Origin of the sequence: Paenibacillus sp. FSL H3-0457 (genome assembly GCF_037981725.1) — a bacterium.
Taxonomy (GTDB): domain Bacteria; phylum Bacillota; class Bacilli; order Paenibacillales; family Paenibacillaceae; genus Paenibacillus; species Paenibacillus amylolyticus.
On the sequence record NZ_CP150283.1, the window covers coordinates 3,323,213 to 3,344,856 of the forward strand.

A 21,644-nucleotide genomic window follows, 5' to 3' on the forward strand; every position below is an offset into this window, starting at 1 on the left:
AATAATAACAATCAAATGGGCAGAATATCGACAAAAAGCATAACCGTAATACCGATTCCAAAGAAAATAATGATTATTCGGACAATACCGAGACGGGGAGGACACATGAAAACAACGAAGATCTCATTTTTTATACTTTCACTGATGCTGCTCCTGGTGAGCGGTCTATCAGGATGGGTAGGGAACGCTGCCGCAGCGTCCGATTCCGGTAAAACCTATGTTATCGGAACTGATGTCACATTTGCTCCATTCGAATATGAAGATGAGAATGGTGATTTTGTTGGTATCGACATGGATTTGCTGGATGCCATCGCCAAAGATCAAAATTTTAAGTATCAAATCAAATCCCTGGGATTTAACGCAGCTGTACAGGCACTTGAGGCGAATCAAGTCGATGGTGTAATCGCAGGGATGAGTATTACGGATGAAAGAAAAGCAAAATTTGATTTTTCGGATACTTATTTTGAATCAGGTGTCGTTATGGGTGTTAGTGCCAACAATGACACAATTAAGAGTTATGAAGACCTTCGTGGACAGAAGGTAGCCGTGAAAACCGGAACAGAAGGGTTTAGTTTTGCAGAGTCCATCGCTTCAGAGTATGGATTTACGATCGTTCCGTTTGATGAGTCATACCAAATGTATGAAGATGTAAAAACCGGTAATTCCGTAGCCTGTTTTGAAGATTATCCTGTACTGGCCTATGGAGTTAATCAGAACAACGGTTTGAAAATTGTTACCGACAAAGAAGATGGCGCTCCTTACGGTTTTGCAGTAAGCAAGGGGAAAAACCAGGAGCTTCTGGAGATGTTCAATGCTGGTCTTGTGAATATCAAAGCAAACGGTGAGTACAAGCGCATTATCGAAGAATATGTTGGAGAGAATTCCCAAGTCGCAAATCTGGGGCGTTGGGAGTTAATACAGAAATCTCTTCCTGCACTTTTTAAAGGTCTGGGAAAAACACTTTTATACACGATTGTGTCCCTGTTCTTCGCGTTTATCATCGGTCTGATTTTCGGATTCATGAAGGTGGGACAGAACAAATTCCTTCGAGTTGTTGCCACCGTATTTGTGGATATCTTCCGCGGTATTCCGCTGATTGTCCTGGCATTCTTTATCTATTTCGGGATTCCACAGGCGATGGGCTTCACGATGCCATTGTTCCTGGCGGCTATTCTGACACTTAGTCTGAATGCAGGGGCGTACGTAACCGAGATTATCCGAGGCGGGATTCAATCGATTGATCGTGGTCAGATGGAAGCTGCCCGTTCATTGGGCATTCCTTATCGCAAAGCGATGATAAAGATCGTTATTCCGCAGGCAGTGCGGGTTATGATTCCGTCCTTCATTAACCAGATGGTTATCACGTTGAAGGATACGTCAATCTTATCCGTTATTGGTCTCGTAGAGTTGACACAATCGGGTAAAATTGTTATTGCAAGAACGTTCTCCTCTTTTGACATTTGGTTAACGGTTGCGGTTATGTACCTGATTGTCATTATCACATTGACCAAAATTGCTGATTATCTGGAGGTGAAGGTTCGTCGTGGCTAAAATAAAAGTTGAAGGTTTGAAGAAAAGTTTCGGCTCGAATCAGGTCCTCAAGGGAATTGATGTGGCGGTCAACGAAGGAGAAGTTGTCTGTGTCATCGGGCCTTCCGGTTCGGGAAAAAGTACCTTCTTGCGCTGCATTAACCAATTAGATGTGATTACGGCAGGCCGGGTTATTGTGGATGATCAGGATCTGAATGACCCTAAAACCAACCTGAACAAAGCTCGCGAAAATATTGGAATGGTATTTCAACATTTTAACTTGTTCCCTCATTTTAGTGTGCTTAAAAACATCATGTTTGCGCCCAGAGAACTCGGGATATTAAATGCACAGCAGGCTCGTGATACAGCACTCAAATTACTTGAGCGTGTGGGTCTGTCTGATAAAGCAGACAGCTTCCCAACACAACTGTCAGGTGGACAAAAACAACGTGTAGCTATCGCTCGTGCGCTTGCTATGAATCCGGATGTTATGTTATTTGATGAACCGACGTCGGCGCTTGACCCTGAGATGGTAGGAGAAGTCCTCGGTGTTATGAAGGACCTCGCGAGCGAAGGCATGACGATGATGATTGTTACCCATGAGATGGGTTTTGCTCGTGAAGTAGCTGATCGTGTGATCTTCATGGACGGTGGTTATATTGTCGAGCAGGGCACTCCTGAAGAGATATTTGGAAATCCGAAGAATGAACGGACGATCAGCTTTTTGGAAAAGGTACTCTAGCACTGAATCGAGAATGAATACATTGAAAGTCGCTATTTTAGCGGCTTTTTTTGTTATATTTATGAGGTGATTTAATAGAAAGACCGATCAAACTAAGCCAAGAAAGTGAGGTCTATACTCTATGGAAAACGTGTCACAAGAAGATCAACTGCAATCCATTAAAGCCTTTCAATCAACGATCCGCAAATCAGAAAATGCCTTAGTGAATATGACTCAGAAAAGGAATAACACGACATTGTTACAGAAACGTCTCCAAACTTTATACATCGGCCTAGCACTGTTGGAAAAGGTATGGAATCAGAAATCTCATCCCTACACGGAGGAAGATATCGCAGAAGCTCGTCTTGTCTTGATGGGATTGTTCCCATCTCTTGAGAGCATGTATGCCAATTCCAAAGAAGGTAGCCCACAAAAGACTCTTCTAGAAAGAAGGATTAAAGCATTTCATCTGGCCGTTCAAGCCATGGATACATACTGATGAAATGAGAGAGAGGTCTGTCTAATGAACGACAGACCTCTCTTTTTCTTTTGCAAGCTTAGGAAAACCGATAGAGACGCACACCGTGCGCAGGTACAGTAGTAACTAAGGAATTCTCTGTTAATTGAGCCGCTTCTTGGCTCCACAATTCGGTACCTTCGGTAATGCCGGACAGTCCGACCTCATCAATGGACAGATCCACAGGTAGAGCATTCTCGCCGGTGTTGAACACAGCGACGTAAGAGGAGCCATCCGTATGCTGGGCAGTCCACACAATAAGATCTTCTTTGCGTAAGGATTCTCTGGCTCCGTAACTCTCGCGATGCATCCGCAGAACCTCACGATTAGTTAGCAGGGATAGTGTCCAGTCATCGTTATCTCGCAGTTCACCACCAAAGATGAGCGGGGAACGGAAGATGCTCCACAGTGACATCATCGTCAACTGCTCGTCAGGTGTGAACCGTGTCCAGCGATCTGCTCCACCACCGTCTACAGAACGGATACCGATATGACCCAAAGGCAACATATCACAGTCTGGCCAGCAGCCTGCTTTGGGAACGCCTTGCCACGTCCGGCAGCGGTCGAACATATCCAATAACAATGGCCAGAGGTCCCAGAAGTCGTCCGTGACACGCCACATGTTGGCATGATCAGCCAAGAATTCTGAGTATTCTACTGGAGCAGGGCCAGGAGAGAGACTTAGTACCATGGGCCGACCGGAGCGCTCAATCGCTTTGGATATCATTTCGATCTCAGGTTGATGGGTGTCATAGAGCCTTGAAGCAGCAATATCGTCAACCTTCACCAAGTCAACGCCCCATTCTGCATACAGTTCAAAAAGCGAATCGTAGTAGGCTTGTGCGCCTTCTTTTGAGCTATCAACACCATACATATCCGTATTCCAGGGACAGATGGAGTTCGGATGAGCAATATCGCGCGCAGTGGCGGTTGTTCCCAGGATCGGAGTCCCAGTATGTGCAGCTTGACGTGGGATACCGCGCATGATGTGAATGCCGAATTGCAGCCCCAGACTATGAACGTAGTCGGCTAATGGCTTGAATCCCTGTCCACCTGCAGCGGAGGGAAACCGATTCTCGGCAGGCATAAGCCGCGAATATTCATCCATGATGAGTGGAACGAACGGACGATATTGCGAAGAATTGGCCAAAGGCTCGTACCATTGAATGTCGACCGTAATATAGCTCCATCCGAAGTCTTTAAGATGTTCTGCCATGTACTCGGCGTTGCCACGAATTTCGTCTTCCGTAACGGCTGCGCCGTAACAATCCCAGCTGTTCCAGCCAAGCGGTGGAGTTGATGCTGCAAGTGTATGATTCATGGGAATGCTCCTTTATGGATTAATTATTGCTCTCGCTTAATTCATCATAATAAAGGATTTTATTAATATCTACAGTAATGTTGAGTGTCGAATAGCAAAATATTGCGGTTAGTCGAAGAACAATTTACGGTACACAAGGCTTTCTCCGCCACTACGAAATTCACCTGGCGTAACGCCTGTTATGCTGCGAAAGGCTTTGATAAAATAACTTCCGCTGGAATACCCGACTTGCTCGGCGATGACTTCAATGCTAAGAGAAGTTCCGCGCAGCAGTTCCATTGCTTTCTCGGTACGTACACGGGTTAGATAAGCACCAGGCGTCAAGCCCGTACTGGAGGAAAAGCGACGTATAAAGTGATATTTGGAAAGGGAAACATGCTCCGCTAGGTGATCGATACTGATCATCTTGGAGTAGTTGTTTTCTATGTATTCAACGGCTATTTGAATGTTTTCAGACCAATTCTCCCTGTTGCGCAATGTTGTTCTCTGTAATCGCGTTAATTCTGTCATGAACTGATATACGCTGGATGATGCGATCAGAGGATCAGTTATTCTGCCTGTTGCCGCATCAGTCACGATCATCCGCAACAGTCGGATGGGTGTACAATCAGCGGGAAGATAGGGAACTTCTCCCGCTTCACGAAGAAATTTTCTCCAATGGGGCAGAATAAGAGTGGGTCTGAACAGCAGGAACAGAAACTCCCAAGGCTCTTTTGATGCTGAATGGTAGTAATAGCGATGTAGCCCTGGAATTTCTGCCAAAAAAGCTTGTCCTGCGGTAACATGATGGATGCGATTATTCGACTCAAATACACCTTCACCCGAGATTGTATATTGGAATAACAGGAGAGGCCCGTCCGAACGTTCGAGTCCATCCCAATGATAAGAAGGATCGGTTATTGAATCACATCCAGCCGCATACAGTACACACAGTTGGAGCTCCTTGTCTTCCGCGAATCGAAACCCATAGGTTCCTCTAGGGATATTCATGTCAGCTCTCCTTGTTGCCCTGAATTTTTACTGCGCTCCGCGAATGAAAATATCTACTAGCTTCTGGCCTAGAGAAAAGTTGGAACCATATTTATGCAGGTTATCTTCCCGATTACCCATTAACATCAATGTCGAGAAGGTCTCTGCCAGGAAAAATGGATCGTCCGTTCGCAGTCTGTTTTCATCCATTGCCCGTTGGAAATGGGAGGCTAACACTTCGTGAATCTGATGCTCCGCGTTGCGTATATCCTGAATTTGAGCTGGTTCAAGAAAAGGCTCAGCTTCTCTGAGCATGGTTTCAATCTCCGCATGTGGATTTCCCAGTCTGGCCTCTGCCAGATGCACAAGCCCCGACTCCAGATTCTCGGCTTGATCAAGGATATGCGAGGTTAACCGGCTCACATTCTGTAACATCGTTGTAAAGGCAACCTTAAAAAGCTCGGGTTTGCTGGTGAAATGATAATAAATGGTTGGTTTTGACACGCTACATGTTTTGCCAATTTGCTGAAGCGTGACTGTTTCGTAGCCATACTCCATGAATAACTGTGAAGCGGTTTGAATAATGGTTTGCTGAATTGAGATATCATCGTTGCCATGTTTGGGTCTTCCAGGCAATCGTTTGGGTGATTTTTCTGTCATTGGACTTCCCTCCATGAATATTTTATGACAAATAACGATAGTAAGCAAAATCATCTTGTAATTATACTTACCGGTAAGTATAATTATGAAGAGTTAAAAAAGGCATATCATTATCCTCATACTAAGGTGGTTTTAAGGTTGAAAACAGCACAACGTACTAACAAATGGAAGAAAATAATTATGTGGACCATCTTGTCCATTGTTATCATCGTGGCCGGCGTTTACGTATATCTCAATTCGGTTACGTATAGTCCGACTGAGCGAGCTGAAACGGCGATGACAAGTGATGCTCAGGTTATTGTCGCCAAGATTAAGGACGGTTACCGATTTGAACCCGTGGGTACAGAAGAGATAACCAAACCGAATATTATTTTTTATCCAGGTGGTCTGGTTGAACCTGAAAGTTATTCTCCACTTGCCAGAGAAATGGCAGAACAGGGTCACCGCGTATATATCGCGAACATGCCAATAAACTTGGCGATTTTCGGTCAGAACAAGGCTGATTCCTTTATCGAGGAACATCCTGACGAAGCGTTTGTTATTGGTGGCCATTCGTTGGGAGGGTCATTTGCATCACGGTATGCTACGGAGCACAATGAGAAGTTGGAAGGCGTCTTTTTCTTGGCTTCTTATGCAGATGAAGGGGGGAGCGTTAAGAATACGGACTTGTCTATCTTACAGATTACAGGCTCGGATGACGGAGTGCTTAACTGGGAAGACTGGGAGAACTCCAAAGCAAATCTTCCGGAAGATACGACATATGTGAGTATTGAGGGTGGAAATCACGGTCAGTTTGGCTCATATGGCATGCAAAAAGGAGATAATCAACCTGCAATTACAGAAGAAAAGCAGTTGGAAGAGGTAGTTATAGCCCTAGAGAACTGGATGGGTAAATTAAAATAATGTATTAAATGAATGTATTGAATGGTAATGATCGTGGTACGATTAAAGTCGCTATTTTAGCGGCTTTTTTTGTTGTAGAATAAAAATATTGCTTCAATGGAGCAGGGCAACAACTTTAATTGATTGCATTTCAATTCCATAATAGGCTTACAGAATTGCTTTAATTACCACAAATCGTTAACATTAGAAGCATTGTCATCGAAATAGTAGCAAAACGGAAGACAGCAAGAGCAAGAACATCAAAAGGAGAAAAGATTATGTTTTTCAGAAAATTTGCTTACACGTTAATGATCATCCTGGCTGCATTATTGTTCTCAGGTTGTACGTCAGAGTCTTTGCGTGATCTTGGATCACCTCAAGTTTCGGAGGATATGGGATTTGATGAGGTTGCCGACTATATCTCGGAGCACAATGAACTCCCACCAAATTACATTACCAAGAAAGAGGCCAGAGAACTGGGCTGGGAACCAAGTGAAGGTAACCTGCGAGAAGTTGCTCCAGGCAAAAGCATTGGCGGCGACGTGTTCGGAAACCGGGAAGGACTACTTCCCAAGAAAAAAGGCCGGATCTGGTACGAAGCCGATATAAATTACTCAGGAGGACGGCGCGGAAGCGACCGAATTCTATACTCGAATGACGGTCTAATCTACCAGACGACAGATCATTATAAGTCATTTGAACAGTTAAAATAAACGGAGGAAATGATATGAGCATCATTCAGATTAACGGAAACGACTTTCACAGCAAGGAAGAGCTTCATCAAATTTTGCAGAACCAGCTTGAGTTAGACGAGAGTTATGGAGGCAATTTGGACGCACTATGGGATGTCTTAACTGGGGCTGTAAGCATGCCGCTTACTGTTCAATGGATTGGTTTTGAGAAAAGCAAAGAGATTCTTGGAGATTACGCTGACCAACTAATGGAATTGTTGAGGGAAGTTGAAGCAGAAATCCAAGGATTTACGTTAGAACTATATTATTGAAAAGTAGGTTTGGCTTTATGAGGCGATGGGCAACCATCGCTTTTTTGGTCTTTACATTTTTACTGAGACTCATGTCTAGATCATGCTATTTTCATGGCTTAATAATCAAGGTTGGGGTTATTAGACTTCCTTATACTTTAAACATGGAATAGGGTAGGCAGGGTTGTAGTCGTTTACTAACGGTTGAATATGTAAGCGTATACTATCTCAAAGTGAACCATCGTAATGTCTGGATTGGTTATTACGACTAACATCATTTAGGGGGCAGAAAAATAATGAGAGCCGTATCAAAAGTGCTAGGAGCATGTCTCGTAACAAGTGTTGTGTTAGTTTCCGCCGGTTGCGGAAATGCTGGAGAGAATTCCGAATCAAATACGAGTGACCCCAACAGCCCGATCACATTTACCTTCTTCGGCGCAGATGCAAGTCCCAACTGGAACAAAATGCAGGATGCGGTAGGGAAGAAAATTACAGAAGAAACCGGTGTAAGCATTGATGCTGAATTCGATATTTCGAGCGGAGGCGGAAACGACCGTATTTCCTTGATGGCTGCAAGCGGTGATTATCCGGATTTGATTTTCCCCAAAGGTAACTTGACCAGACTCGTTGATGCCGGGGCAATGATTGATCTGACGGATCTGATCGAAGAACACGCCCCCAACTTGAAAAAGATCTACGGTGAGCACTTCAATCGGTTGAAATACAGCAATGACGATCCTTCAATCTATTGGATTCCAACGAATGGTGCGATCGATCAGGTCAGCTTTGATGCGACGAATGGTACTGCCATTCAACATCGTGTAGTCAAGGAACTCGGGTATCCTGAGATCAAAACCTTAAACGATTTCGAAAATGTGCTACGTGAATATTACGAGAAACATCCGTCCACAGATGATGGCCAACCCACAATTCCGTTGACGCTTAGTGCAGATGGATGGCGACGAATGATAACTGTTACTGATCCCGCTGTCATGTCTACTGGAGGACCTGGAGATGGTGAGTATTTCATCAATCCGGACACCTACGAAGCCGTTCTGCATTACAAACGTCCCGAGGAGAAGGAATATTTCCGGTGGTTGAACAAGATGTACAATGAAGGCTTGCTGGACAAGGACAGTTTTGTTCAGAAGGATGACCAGTATAAGTCCAAAATCGCCAGTGGTCGCGTGTTATCCTTGCTTGATCCAAGCTGGGGATTCAGTGATGCGGAAAATGCTTTGAAAAGCGCAGGAAAAGATGATATGACCTACGGATTCTATCCGGTCACGCTAGATGACAGTTTTCAGCGGAAAGACTTCCAGAATATCGGCTTTGATGGTTATGGCATTGGCATAACAGTCGATTGTGAAGATCCTGTCCGTGCCATCAAATTTTTGGATTGGATGTCTTCTGAAGAAGGGCAAGTATTGAGAAACTGGGGCGTTGAAGGCGAGCAATATAATGTGGAAGACGGTGTTCGCACCATCCCGGCCGATGTACAGGAACGTAAAAACAAAGACAATAACACATTCACCAAAGAAACCGGAGTAGGCTTGTATTACATTTTTGGTGCTCACTACGGGGATGGCGTTAAAGATTCAACGGATAACTACTATACAACGAATTATCCTGAACAGATACAGCAAAGTTATTCTGATGAGGAGAAAGAAGCTTTGAAAGGTTATGGCATCACTACATGGAAGGACTTGTTCCCTTCCGAAGAGGAGTTTCCGGTGAAAGAGTGGGGCGCGGCTTACAATATGCCGATTCCTTCGGATAGCGGGGATTATAACGTTGTGTATCAGAAAACGCAGGATATTATTCAGAAACGGATCGCCGAAGCGATTACATCCTCTCCAAGTGCCTTTGAAGGCATATATGACAATATGATTACCGAACTTGATAATGCAGGTGCAGTAGGCATGGAACAGCAGTATACGGAGTGGATTAAAGATCGCGTTCGATTGTGGACGGGTAAAGAGATCAATTAACTGGCGTATAATTACAATAAAATTGTTTGCAGATCCGAAGTATATCAAGAACTAAAAGAACATCGAGCCATGCAGGATGGCTTGATGTTTTTTAGTTTACATTAAATGAGCTCATCATTATCTTGGCAGTGCTTCCATTGCATCACGTCTTTGTTTGATATATCTACCGGGGGAGATGCCGACCATTTTGGTAAAACTGCGAATAAAATTGGCATAGTCACTAAAGCCCGATTGAAAGCATGCATCCGTAATACTCATTCCTTCTGACAGGTGGAATTTGGCCCGTTCAATACGACGACCCAAAATGTAGGAACGGATGGTCAATCCAGTATGCTTTTTGAACTGGCGGCTGATATAAGTACTGTTCATGTAGAACACTTCGGCAAGTTTGCGAAGCGTTATGTCTTGATTCAGATGTGTTTCAATATAATCCATGGTTTCACGAACCAGTTCAGGCATAATGTCATTGGGAACAAAGGAATTGTTATGAAACCAGACGTTAATCATGACCAACAATTGGGCTACGGCTGCATTTATTTTGATATCGGTGCCATAAGCATCGGAAGCAAGCAATCCTTCCAGTTCGTTTGTACATTGCAGCATCTGCTTCAAGTTATCGTCGTCTAGATGTACGATGTTGCCTGTTCCTTTGGGGCGATGGTCAAAACATGACGATAGATTGGTTGATGGTGTGGAAAGCTGAAATAGATATGTTTTTTTGAGATTGATTGTAATTCGTTCATACTCAGATTCATCCAGAATAAAGGCTCGGTGCATCTCCTCGGGTGACATCACAAGCAGATCACCAGGCTGTACATGGTAACATCGATTATCTACATAAAAGTGAACGTTTCCACGAAGAAACAGGTAGATTTCGTATGCATTATGGCGATGATAGATCGTTTCCAGCTTATACGTCGTTACGCTGTGTAGATATAAGAGCTCAGGCTGGATGGGATCATAAAAACACTCAGAGGATCCACTCATGAAGTACCTCCCGTCATTTCACGCAATAAATAGAGCGGTTAACGCAATGAAATTGTACTCAGCTTACCTTAAAATGTAATCATCCTATCATGATACCTTTTGTATTGCAAACGCTTTCTCGTAAAAAGACACAACTAAAAACGATTATAGGGGGATTCTTTTGATGAATCATCATTCTACACCACATGCTGGTGAGCAAAAGCAAGACCAAGTTGCCAATCTGGAGCGTATTCCAGGGGAGATTGGAAAGCTTCGTCCCAACGGTAACCCTTTGGTGGCCCACAAATTTGGAGCCGATCCCTATGCTTTAGTATTTAACAATCGAGTCTACTTATATATGACTAGTGATAAGCTGGAATATGATAAGGACGGTCTTCCTCAGAAAAACAGCTACAGTTCAATCAACCGGATTACGGTCATTTCTTCGGATGACTTAATCAACTGGACCGATCATGGAGAGATCAGAGTGGCTGGACCTCAAGGCGCGGCAACATGGGCTTCGCAATCCTGGGCCCCGGCAGCTGCTCATCGAATCTTGGATGGCAAGGACTGTTTCTTTCTTTATTTCGCCAACAATGCCAGTGGAATAGGTGTACTGTCTGCACCCACACCTGTAGGTCCGTGGATAGACCCTATAGGAAAAGCACTTATTACAAGAGAGACTCCGGGAGTGGAGGAAGTAACCTGGCTATTCGATCCGGCTGTCATTGTAGATGATGATCATCAGGCCTACATCTATTTCGGTGGTGGTATTCCACAGGGGAAAGCAGAAAGACCGGATACGGCAAGAGTGATGCGATTGGGAGACGATATGATCAGCGTTGTTGGCAAAGCAAAGGTTATTCAGGCGCCTTATATGTTTGAAGATTCAGGGATACATAAATATAATAATAGTTACTACTTTACGTATTGTTCCAATTTTATTGAGGGTGATCGGCCAGATGACAGCCCACCACCTGGTGAGATTGCATATATGACCAGTGTTCAGCCAATGGGGCCATGGACATATCAGGGTACGCTACTCCAGAATCCAGGATACTTTTTTGATATTGGCGGCAACAATCACCATGCTATATTTCAACTATCGGATCAATGGTACATTGCCTATCATGCCCAGACATTATGCCAAGCCATGGATATTCCCGAAGGTTACCGTTCAACGCATCTGAATCGAGTCGAACATGATGAGGCCACTGGTAAGATCAAGAAGGTACATGCCGATTATCAGGGCGTAGATCAAATCAAATGCTTCGATCCTTATGGGTGGGTAAGCGGTTCAACGATTGGATGGAGTAGCGGAGTATCAACAGAGCAATATCTTGACTCTGGTGAGATGTCTGCATCAGATTCGAATATGATTTCGGCTAAACTGCAAAATGACAGCTGGATAGCTATATCGAAGGTGGACTTTGAAATTGAAGGACCCACAACCTTCACAGCCACGATTGCGAATCAAGGAACCGAAGGTACGTTAGAACTTCGACTTGATCGTACAGACGGACTGTTAATTGGAGAAATCATTGTTCCGCCTGCGACCGAATCCCTTCACTGGATGGAACTAACAACTAATGTTACGGGTGCGAAAGGTGTGCACGACTTGTATATTAAGCTTAAAAGTTCAACAGACAGCCCAACCATCCTTTTAAGAGAATGGAAGTTTAACAGAAAAAATGAGGTGTAATTGAAGCATGTATCCGAATCCGATTATTTGGGCCGATTACCCGGATCTTGACGTTATTCGTGTAGATGACACATATTATATGGTCAGTACAACCATGCATATGATGCCGGGATGTGTCATCCTGCGTTCATATGATCTGATCCATTGGGAAGTAGCCACATATGTATACGACACATTGGACGATACACCTGCACAACGGCTGGTGGATGGTCATCACGTTTACAGTAAAGGCATGTGGGCTGCATCACTCCGCTATCATCAAGGGATGTTCTATGTGATCTTTGTTGCGAATGATACCCGTAAGACATACTTGTATACGTCGACCTCCATCTCGGGAGTGTGGAAGAAACAGATCGTGGAAGGGTTTTACCATGATTGCTCCTTATTTTTTGACGATGATGAACGAGCATATCTCGTGTACGGTAATACCGAGATCTATCTGACCGAATTAAGCTCTGATCTGTCCGGGCCCAAACATGGTGGAGTGCATCGCTTGATTGTAAAAGACGAGCAGCCTCATCACCTTGGTTATGAAGGAGCACATTTTTACAAGATCAGTGGTAAATATATTGTGTTCCTGATTCATATCACGAAAGCTTCCGGACGTAGAACACAGGCGTTTTATATGGCAGACTCTCTGGAAGATGTCTTCACTGGTGGAGAAGTATTCAATGACGATATGGATTATTTCAATTCAGGTGTTGCTCAGGGCGGTATCGTGGATACGCCGGATGGAGACTGGTATGCAATGCTGTTTCAGGATCATGGGGCTGTTGGCCGGGTTCCTGTTTTGGTTCCGCTACACTTTGATCAAGGTAAACCCGTGTTTGCAAGCAAAGCGCCGAAACAGATTGATATCCCGAGCACGAGACCAGAGCACCGTTATAACCCGTTAGTGGGTAGCGACAGTTTTAATTATGAACCCGAGGAAGATGGAAACATCTGCCTCCGTGATTTTTGGCAATGGAATCATACACCTAATCATGAACTCTGGTCCGTTACAGAGAAATCGGGGGTGTATCGTGTTCGAACGGGACAGATCAGCCCAAATCTGACGTTTGCGGTCAACACACTAACCCAGCGTTCAATGGGGCCCGCTTGCGAAGCAATAGTTACGCTTGACGGCAGTCGTCTGAATGATGGGGACTATGCCGGGTTGTGCTTTCTAATCGGTTCGTACGGTATGATCGCTCTCACGAAGCAGGATAACAAGTTTTACTTGGTCATGCATGCCAGAGATAGTGAGGATTCCACCATATTTGGTAATCTGATCGACCAGAAGCCAGCCACTGAACATGAACGTATCCCGGTATCAGATTCAGTAGTTAAACTAAAAGCATTCGGAAATTTTGAGAACAATCTGGATGAGTGCTCTTTTGCCTATTTCGATGGAACTGAATGGAGAGATATAGGGATTGTCCACAAAATGATATATAAACTGGATCATTTTATGGGTTGCCGAACAGGGTTGTTTGTATATTCAACTGAAATAGCTGGAGGAACAGCTGACTTTTCGAATTTTGAATATCGCGTGATTAATCCTGATGAGAAACAATGAAAATACGTAAAAGCCGCCCAACGGCGGCTTTTCGTATTCAATGAGTACAAGTTGTTGTACAATGATATGGATTAAAGTTGACAGAGAGAAGAGAGTTGTTCAAACCGAACTGGGGGCATGTCGTCATGTATAAGAGATGTCTGGACATAACAAGATGGACCTTCATTCTGTTCCTTGCTGTATCCATACCAGCAGGTCATACCGAAGGTAATAGCAAACAACATCATCCGCAGCAAGATGGGCAGCAGATTCAACTTCCCGCTACGTTTGAGAGGTATTCTCCTCCCATCGTGGTCTCTTTTGTCAGGGAAACGGGAGATGACCTTGAGCGCATGATTAGTCAGTTACCTGGTGAGACGATACTGGATAATCGCTGGACTCGTTTGTACGAGAAAGAGCTAGGTATTCAAATTCACTATGACTGGACTGCTAATGGGGATGTATACAATCAGAAGTTGGGTGTATCCCTTGCTGCAGGACGTTTTCCAGATGTAGTGAAAGTTAATCCATATCAACTTAGACAACTGAGCAATGCTGGAATGATCGAAGATTTAACCCATGTGTACCAAGAGTATGCTTCCCCACTTACAAAGAGTATATTGGAGGCGGAGGGAAGAGGCGCATTTGATGCGGCAACCATTGATGGCAAACTCATGGCTATTCCCGAATCATCTTCCTCCATTGAGACAGCGCAGTACCTGTGGATTAGAACCGATTGGTTGGAGCAACTGGGGCTACGGCCGCCTGAAACGATGGAAGAGCTTCTCCAGGTTTCGAAAGCGTTTACAGAGGAGGACCCCGACGGGAACGGAGAGCATGATACGTACGGACTTGCGCTAACGAACCATCTATGGGATCCAGTTATGGGAGCTGCAGGGTTCATGTCCGGCTACGGTGCCTACCCTAATATATGGGTTAAAGATGCAGAAGGAAACCTCACTTATGGAGGTATACAGCCTGAAGTTCGGGAGGCTCTGAAAGTACTGCAAACGTTGTATCGTGAAGGCCAACTTGATCCGGATTTTGGTTATAAAAGTGGAAACAAGGCGTTTCGTCTAGTTCAAGATGGAAAAATAGGGATGCTTTACGGCGAACAGTGGACATCCTTTATGCTTCAGAGCACCCGTGATAAAGATACAGATATAGATGTAGAATGGCAGGCATATCCCATTGTTGCCAAGTCGGACCGGAGCCTGTTCGTACCGCTACGTTCCAACACTGGGCAATACTTTGCTGTAAAAAAGGGATTCTCTAATCCGGAAGTTGTTGTAAAGCTCATGAATCTGCATCTGGACATCAACTGGGGGGATCAGGCACAGTATGAAACATACTACAATGACGACTCCCGAGCTGTGTGGATGCTTTCACCGGTAACTCCTTTTCCCGGTAATAAAAATATAGATGCATACAAACAAATTCGTGATGCCAGAAGTACAGGAGACTTCTGGGCTCTGCAGAATGAAGCTCTCGCCATTCACAAACGCATTGTCGCCTATGAATTGGAAGATGTAGAGAGCGGCTGGGGCTGGAAACAAACCTATGGGCCTTCGGGTGCTTTTAGCATTGCAGATTCTTACGAGAAGAACGGCCAACTTCTCTATGATCAATTCACGGGCGGAATTACGGACACAATGGTTGATCGACAAATTATTCTTCGGGATCTTCAGCTTGAAGCCTATATGAACATTATTCTAGGCAGGTCGATAGATGAGTTTGATCAATTCGTTGAGAACTGGCGCAAGCTGGGGGGAGATCAGATCACATCGGAGGTTAACGCGTGGTTTCGCGCCAGCAAGCCAAAGGAGCGCTAATGTTCACTTTATTCATACAAGGAACCCACTCAGCCTTTGGCATTGGAGGTGAATGTATTGATCAAGATCCCTGCTAAATCATGGTTTAACAGTATATTTGCGCGATTAATAATCACCTATCTGGTATTTGTGCTTCCTCTTATTCTTCTTGGCGTGTATCTGTATCATTGGAGTTATGACAATGCAAGCCAGGAGATATCGTTGTCAACGGAGAGACGGTTGAATCAATATGTGGTGGAATTGAACAGAGAGATAGAATGGATGGAATTACAGCAGTTTGATATCGTTGAGGATCGAAAACTCAATCGTCTGGCGATTCTCTGGGACATGATGGATCAGGTTGAGCGGCGTGATACATTAAATTACCTGACTGAACGACTCGCTTCATTCAAGAATAGCACTGCTTATATCAAAAACGTTCATGTACATATCCCTTCTGTTGGCAAGAGTATATCCGCGATCCAAGGCATCGATGATTTCGATAAAAGTTCTTATCTATATTTCAGTTCAGGCATGCAAGGAAAAGGTACACGTTTCACGGTGAAAGAGGACGCCTTGAACTTAAGTGCCGTCAGGCTGACAGGCACGAGAGGAGAACCCCCGCTTTTTGTCATTCAGGTGGAGCTGGATACATACCATTTTCAGAATGAACTCACACGGCTTAATTTGTACCCGGAGAGTTCAACGTTTCTGATTGAGGACAAAACGGGGCATGCCATCACAGATAAACAACAAGCTAGTGTTATTCTCGCGAATTACCGTGAGCACAGTGTAAAGGGTACACTTGATGGCTTTCGGATGAAGGTGGGGGACACCATGTACCATGTTAGTCAGTTGCATATGGACTCCCTGGGCTTATCCGTAGCTACATATCTACCCGAGGCAATTGTTACGAAGCCACTTAGCAAGTTCTATCATTGGGCTTGGCTGTTTGCAATTACATCATTTGTTGCCATCACGGCGTATCTCTATTCAAGTTACAAGTTGATTCATATCCCGTTGCTGTTGTTGGTGAAAAGATTCAAAAAAATGGAGGGAGGCATGCTTGATGTCCCCATTGCGCATAACCGAAAGGATGAATTCGGCTTCCTCTACACCCGTTTCAATCTAATGATTGAAAATCTTCAATCCCTTATCGATCGAGATTTTAAGAAAACATTGATGATGCAGCGGGCCGAGTTGAAACAGCTTCAATCGCAGATTAATCCTCATTTTCTGTACAATAGCTTCTTTATTCTGAATTCACTGGCAAGGACAGGAGAAACCGAACGTATTGAGCAATTCACCAACATGCTCGGAGAGTATTTCAGGTTCATTACGCGGAATGAAACAGATCATGTGAAGTTGAAAGTGGAAGTTGAGCATTCACGGATCTATACAGAGATTCAACAATTACGATTCTCCAGACGAATCAAAGTTGATTTTGGGTCACTACCTGCTGAGATGGAACATATTAAAGTTCCCAGACTCATTATTCAACCTATTATTGAGAATGCCTACGAACACAGCCTTGAAAAGAATACGGACTCCGGTCTTCTAATTATTGGGTTTAATATGGAAGGTTCATATGCCGAGATCACCGTAGAGGATAATGGTAATGAGTTGGAAGAGCAACACATTCAAACTCTTCAACAACGCTTGCATAAGGACGGAGGTACAGACGAAATGACGGCGTTAATAAATATTCATCGACGTCTGGTCCTGACGTATGGAGAAGGAAGTGGGCTTTTTCTATCCAGAAGTGAACTGCAAGGGTTAAAAGTCACAATTCGAATCCAGTGGAAAGAGGGGGAAAACGAATGTATCGACTTTTGATTGTAGATGACGAGGAGATTATTACGGATAGTCTCTATGAAACGTTCGCCAGACATATACCCGAACAGCTTGATGTATGTAAGGCCTACTCTGCAACAGAAGCATTGTCCTGGATGCAACGTTCGAGAATTGACATTGTTCTAACGGACATCCGTATGCCGGGTATGAGTGGGTTGGAACTGACAGAGCGGATTCAAGCCAGTTGGCCGAATTGTCGTGTCATTTTTCTGACAGGACATAGCGATTTTGATTATGCATATCAAGCTTTTCAGATGGCTAATGTGCGTTATTTGCTCAAAACGGAAGGTTATGACAAGGTGATGTCTGTTGTAGAAGATGTGATGGAAGAGATCCGGCAAAGTCACAGCATGGTTGAGTTGTTGGAACATTCTCATAAAGTCAATTCGCAGCTTGCACTGATACAGCAAAAAGAGTATTTACGGAAGTTACTTCAAGACTGTACGGCGGTTATAGATTCTACTATGGATATGCAGGACGAATTATCCAAACGAGATATAAGATTACAGATCAACTCGCCTGTTTATCTCATACTGGGTCGGTTCAATAATCCGCCAGAAAAAGGTTCGGACCTCACACAAGTTCAGGAATCTGTGCGCATTATCGGCTCTTCTCTAATGAATGAGCGTACAGTGTGCGCAAGTGTAACGGACCATTATGGGGATACGATCTGGCTGCTTCAGCCGAAGCAGGAGGAAGAGATGACTAATGATAAACTTGTGCGATTTCTAGAAGGTACACTGGAACTGGTACAGGAAGCATGCATGGTATCACTCGGCGTATCCATTGCTTTTTCATTAAGTAGTCGCAGCTGCAATTGGTCCGAGTTAACCAAACAATATGAACGTCTGAGATTACTCCAGTGGATGAAAATTGGGGATGGTGTATCCATGGTACTCACGGATCATCGTAATGATCTCTCATCTGATGTACCCAAAGAATCCATGCGGATCTCAAACCGGATCGAGATTATGTCAGGATATTTGGAAACGGGACGAATTCAGCCATTTTACGATATATTTGAGGAGCTTGCAGGAGAACTGCTGCAACAGGAAATTACGATGGAACGTGCCATGGAGACATACTACAATCTGGCATTATTATTGCATTCAACGATCAATCGTTGGGGTCTTCAACAGAAAATCCCGGATCAACGAAGCTTGCTGCACTTAGGGGAGTATACATGCATGAAGGATGCAGTACAATTTCTATATCGTGCTGCTGATGAATTAGTCCGCTACAAAAGATCAAATGAACAGGAACGCGCTAACGTTGTCATTCATTCCTTATGCAGTTACGTCAAGGAGAATCTGGAGAAAGATCTCTCTCTGGTGAGACTGGCAGAACTTCATCATTTTAATCCATCCTATCTGTCGCGATTCTTTAAGCAGGAAATGGGAATAAACGTGTCAGAGTTCATTGACGACTGCCGAATACGGAAAGCCAAAGAATTGCTTCAGAACACAAATCTTATGGTGCGTGAGGTCGCACTTCAAGTGGGGTACGAGGCTGCCCATTCATTTACCCGACTTTTTAAGAAAATAACGGGAATGACTCCCCAAGAATACCGGGAATCCCTTTTGGTACGTTAACGGTGAATATTCTGGAATTGACCAAACCCAAACAACCACAAAAAAACGCAGGAAGTAGAATACATCCCCTGCGTTTTTTTGTGGTTATTATCTAATTGATAAACAAACCGATTCGGCGACCCACCTTTAGGCCGTGTGGATTTTTTGTCTTCTATAAGCATTGGGACTCGATCCGGCATACGCTTTGAACTTTTTATAGAACCAATCAATATCCTTATAACCTACCTCAATAGCAATCTCATATATTCGCAGATTCGTGGAAGACAACAACTGCTGTGCCTTTTCCATACGTTGCTGGAGCATATAATCATTGAAAGACATCTTCTCTTCCAGCTTGAACTTCTGTCCAAGGTACGCACAGTTAAAATGAAGCATGTCAGAGATCTTCTTCAGCGTGATTTCATCACTCAGATGATCCCGTACATAGGCCTTAACGATACGAATAACATGACTGGAGTGCATGGGTTTACCGTTCATTTGAACGGGTGTTTTGAAGAACGACGACGTTTTGTGTGCCGGGTCGGTTTCAAGGTGGGATCTAAGTCCATGCAGACTGTTAAGTAAAGAAGAAGGACTAACAGGATACGGGAGATAATCATTTACCTGATACGTCAGGGCTTTGCGTACAAACCTGAAGTGATCTCTTCCACCCATCAGGAGGATAGGTATCTGACTTTTTTTTCGAATGTCATTGCATAACCAGAGCCCCGCGGTATCAAACCTCTCTGTATGTACCATAACAAGGGAAAAGTCTCGTTCTGACAATGCGGTCAAAGCCTCGGCCGATGAGAACACACAATTTGCGATAGTATATTGAGCTTTGCTCCGTAGCAACATCTGTTGCAACTCTCCGCACAAACGACGGCTGAAATCCACAAGTAAAATATCATACATGAAGCAATACCTCACCTTCTGCTGAATTGTAATGCGCTAGATTAACTGAAATTTGACTTAATTTCATTATGGTAATAAAAGAAAGCGCATACAATGTGCATATTTTTGTAGACAGTGCATTTCTTTACCAATTAAAACCTATAATGCACTTTGCTCGTGCAAAATTACGCAAATCTATATTCAGCCCGGGTAAACATCTGTATTTCGGCAGGTTGTTTGCGCTTTCATTTGAACGATACACTGTGATAGCAAACGACAATCAGGGGGGAAGACGATGAGAAAAAACAAGTTCATGCTACTGAGCCTGGTATTTGCGGTCTTGTTGGTGATTGCTGCATGCAGTTCTGCACCTACTGCTCAACCCGAGCCGGAAAAGACAACACCACAGGAGGAACAAAAACCCGCGGAAACCGAGCCAAAGAATGAAAACTCCACGCCAGAAATGGACTTTGACATGGGTGGCAGAACGATCAAGGTTGTTGCTTGGTGGGACATGGAAATACAGGGGAACAACCCGGACAACATTCAACGCCTTGAGAATCTCGAAGCGCTGAAGAAAAAACACAACTTTAATATTGAATATGTTTCCATCGATTTTGGTGAATATCAGGAAAAAGTAGTTGCTTCCCTGATGGCCGGTGAACCGCTTGGCGATCTGGTGAGACTGGGCAAAAACTATGCCATTCCGGCATTGACCAAACAGGATCTGTTATGGCCGGTGGATGATTATATTAAAAACGACAAGGTATTCAATCAGAAAACAACCAAAGAATACATGCAGTATGAAGGCAAAGGTTACGGCTTTACCGAGGACCAGTCCTCGTTTATCAACGGAATTTTCTATAATCGCACACTCATGCAAGAGCTCGGCTTGAAGCCACTTCAGGAGTATGTGGATGCCGATGAATGGAACTGGGATACGTTCATCAGTGTTGCCAAGCAAGCGAACAAAGATCGAAACAATGATGGCAAGCTAGACACTTGGGGACTCGCTCAAACGGGCTTGCTGGAACCGATTCTGTATTCCAACGAGGCTTCTCTGACCAAAGAGGATAAGCAGAACCTGGAAGATCCAAAAACAAAAGAAGCGTTGAACTTCCTGTCCAAACTGGCTACCGAGAAGGTCGGCAGAGCTTCTGAGGGCGGCGATTGGACAGAGCCATCCACGTTCTTCCGTCAAGGCAACACCTTGATGTATTCAGGTGCCATGTACGAAGTCGAAGGTATTATGACGGATATGCAGGACTACGATATTGGTTTTGTACCGTTTCCAAAAGGTCCAAGTGCAACAGCGTATCACTCCGGTGAGTCACGTTACCAAGCTATAACGATTCCAAAAGCGGTAGAGAATCCGGAACAACTGATGTACATCTGGGAGAAAATTAATGAGATCGAATCGATCTATGAGTATCCAGGACAATCCACACTGGAGACACATCTGACCGATGAAGCAGATATCAACAACGCCAGAGAGGTTGCGGAAGGTATGTTGGTTCTCGACCATAACACATTCCCGTCCTTGCCGTTCTGGGATTTTGATGGGGAACTCAAAGAAGGGGTATCCGTATCTACGCTGATCGAGAAATACAAGGCTCCTTTCCAGGCTGCGATTGATGAGGTTTACAAATAAGTATCACGTTACACGGGCAGAACGCACCAGTGAAGGTGCGGTCTGTCCGGGTTAGTCAATCGTTCAGTTCTCTCAACGCTTACAG

18 protein-coding genes are annotated in these 21,644 nt (G+C 44.2%); 13 read left to right on the forward strand and 5 right to left on the reverse strand.

Annotation, left to right across the window (positions count from 1 at the left end):
• Positions 1-105 precede the first annotated feature (105 nt).
• From MHH25_RS14835 to MHH25_RS14845, 3 genes are all read left to right on the forward strand, one after another.
• Complete coding sequence (locus tag MHH25_RS14835; RefSeq protein WP_340020363.1) at positions 106-1,551, forward strand: amino acid ABC transporter substrate-binding protein/permease; 1,446 nt, start codon at positions 106-108, stop codon at positions 1,549-1,551.
• On the forward strand, positions 1,544-2,272 hold the full coding sequence (locus MHH25_RS14840; RefSeq protein WP_076327608.1) for an amino acid ABC transporter ATP-binding protein: 729 nt from the start codon (positions 1,544-1,546) through the stop codon (positions 2,270-2,272). Before MHH25_RS14835 ends, MHH25_RS14840 begins: the two co-directional genes overlap by 8 nt.
• A 121-nt stretch (positions 2,273-2,393) precedes the next feature.
• Positions 2,394-2,750, forward strand: coding sequence for a hypothetical protein (locus MHH25_RS14845; protein WP_076327607.1), 357 nt, complete (start codon positions 2,394-2,396; stop codon positions 2,748-2,750).
• A 58-nt stretch (positions 2,751-2,808) separates the two neighbouring features.
• On the opposite strand, the gene MHH25_RS14850 is transcribed toward MHH25_RS14845, so the two are convergent.
• The 3 genes from MHH25_RS14850 to MHH25_RS14860 all read right to left on the reverse strand — a co-directional run bounded on the left by MHH25_RS14850 (position 2,809) and on the right by MHH25_RS14860 (position 5,718).
• Positions 2,809-4,089, reverse strand: a complete 1,281-nt coding sequence (locus MHH25_RS14850) for a glycoside hydrolase family 27 protein (RefSeq protein WP_340020364.1) — start codon at positions 4,087-4,089, stop codon at positions 2,809-2,811.
• Between the two features lie 108 nt (positions 4,090-4,197).
• Positions 4,198-5,079: an AraC family transcriptional regulator gene (locus tag MHH25_RS14855; RefSeq protein ID WP_340020365.1), complete on the reverse strand. Its 882-nt coding sequence runs from the start codon at positions 5,077-5,079 to the stop codon at positions 4,198-4,200.
• A 27-nt stretch (positions 5,080-5,106) separates the two neighbouring features.
• On the reverse strand, positions 5,107-5,718 hold the full coding sequence (locus MHH25_RS14860) for a TetR/AcrR family transcriptional regulator (RefSeq protein ID WP_340020366.1): 612 nt from the start codon (positions 5,716-5,718) through the stop codon (positions 5,107-5,109).
• 138 nt (positions 5,719-5,856) lie between these two features.
• Between MHH25_RS14860 and MHH25_RS14865 the strand changes: the two genes are divergently transcribed.
• From MHH25_RS14865 to MHH25_RS14880, 4 genes are all read left to right on the forward strand, one after another.
• The gene (locus tag MHH25_RS14865; protein ID WP_340020367.1) at positions 5,857-6,621 is read left to right on the forward strand and encodes an alpha/beta hydrolase; all 765 of its coding nucleotides are present in this window, start codon (positions 5,857-5,859) and stop codon (positions 6,619-6,621) included.
• A 257-nt stretch (positions 6,622-6,878) separates the two neighbouring features.
• A complete protein-coding gene (locus MHH25_RS14870) occupies positions 6,879-7,313 on the forward strand; it encodes a ribonuclease domain-containing protein (RefSeq protein ID WP_340020368.1) in 435 nt (144 codons plus the stop codon).
• A gap of 14 nt (positions 7,314-7,327) precedes the next feature.
• The gene (locus MHH25_RS14875; protein WP_339187392.1) at positions 7,328-7,603 is read left to right on the forward strand and encodes a barstar family protein; all 276 of its coding nucleotides are present in this window, start codon (positions 7,328-7,330) and stop codon (positions 7,601-7,603) included.
• A 275-nt stretch (positions 7,604-7,878) separates the two neighbouring features.
• On the forward strand, positions 7,879-9,573 hold the full coding sequence (locus tag MHH25_RS14880; protein ID WP_340020369.1) for an ABC transporter substrate-binding protein: 1,695 nt from the start codon (positions 7,879-7,881) through the stop codon (positions 9,571-9,573).
• Positions 9,574-9,690: 117 nt separating this feature from the next.
• Here the strand turns inward: MHH25_RS14880 and MHH25_RS14885 are convergent, their stop codons facing one another.
• Positions 9,691-10,560, reverse strand: coding sequence for an AraC family transcriptional regulator (locus MHH25_RS14885; protein ID WP_340020370.1), 870 nt, complete (start codon positions 10,558-10,560; stop codon positions 9,691-9,693).
• A gap of 163 nt (positions 10,561-10,723) precedes the next feature.
• Between MHH25_RS14885 and MHH25_RS14890 the strand changes: the two genes are divergently transcribed.
• From MHH25_RS14890 to MHH25_RS14910, 5 genes are all read left to right on the forward strand, one after another.
• Entirely contained in the window at positions 10,724-12,241 is a 1,518-nt protein-coding gene (locus MHH25_RS14890) for a glycoside hydrolase family 43 protein (protein ID WP_340020371.1), read from the forward strand.
• A gap of 7 nt (positions 12,242-12,248) precedes the next feature.
• Positions 12,249-13,799, forward strand: coding sequence for a glycoside hydrolase 43 family protein (locus tag MHH25_RS14895; protein WP_340020372.1), 1,551 nt, complete (start codon positions 12,249-12,251; stop codon positions 13,797-13,799).
• A 125-nt stretch (positions 13,800-13,924) separates the two neighbouring features.
• Positions 13,925-15,610 (forward strand): extracellular solute-binding protein, encoded by a 1,686-nt coding sequence (locus MHH25_RS14900; RefSeq protein ID WP_340020373.1) that lies wholly within the window; start codon positions 13,925-13,927, stop codon positions 15,608-15,610.
• A 57-nt stretch (positions 15,611-15,667) separates the two neighbouring features.
• The gene (locus MHH25_RS14905) at positions 15,668-17,425 is read left to right on the forward strand and encodes a histidine kinase (protein ID WP_340020374.1); all 1,758 of its coding nucleotides are present in this window, start codon (positions 15,668-15,670) and stop codon (positions 17,423-17,425) included.
• Positions 17,410-19,035: a response regulator gene (locus MHH25_RS14910; protein WP_340020375.1), complete on the forward strand. Its 1,626-nt coding sequence runs from the start codon at positions 17,410-17,412 to the stop codon at positions 19,033-19,035. The genes MHH25_RS14905 and MHH25_RS14910 overlap by 16 nt, the downstream gene beginning before the upstream one ends.
• A 126-nt stretch (positions 19,036-19,161) precedes the next feature.
• On the opposite strand, the gene MHH25_RS14915 is transcribed toward MHH25_RS14910, so the two are convergent.
• Positions 19,162-19,929 carry a helix-turn-helix domain-containing protein gene (locus MHH25_RS14915; protein WP_047842955.1) on the reverse strand — a complete coding sequence of 256 codons (768 nt, stop codon included), beginning with the start codon at positions 19,927-19,929 and terminating at the stop codon, positions 19,162-19,164.
• A 274-nt stretch (positions 19,930-20,203) separates the two neighbouring features.
• Here MHH25_RS14915 and MHH25_RS14920 point away from each other — a divergent pair, with 274 nt between their 5' ends.
• Positions 20,204-21,559 carry an extracellular solute-binding protein gene (locus MHH25_RS14920; RefSeq protein ID WP_340020376.1) on the forward strand — a complete coding sequence of 452 codons (1,356 nt, stop codon included), beginning with the start codon at positions 20,204-20,206 and terminating at the stop codon, positions 21,557-21,559.
• Positions 21,560-21,644: the final 85 nt, after the last annotated feature.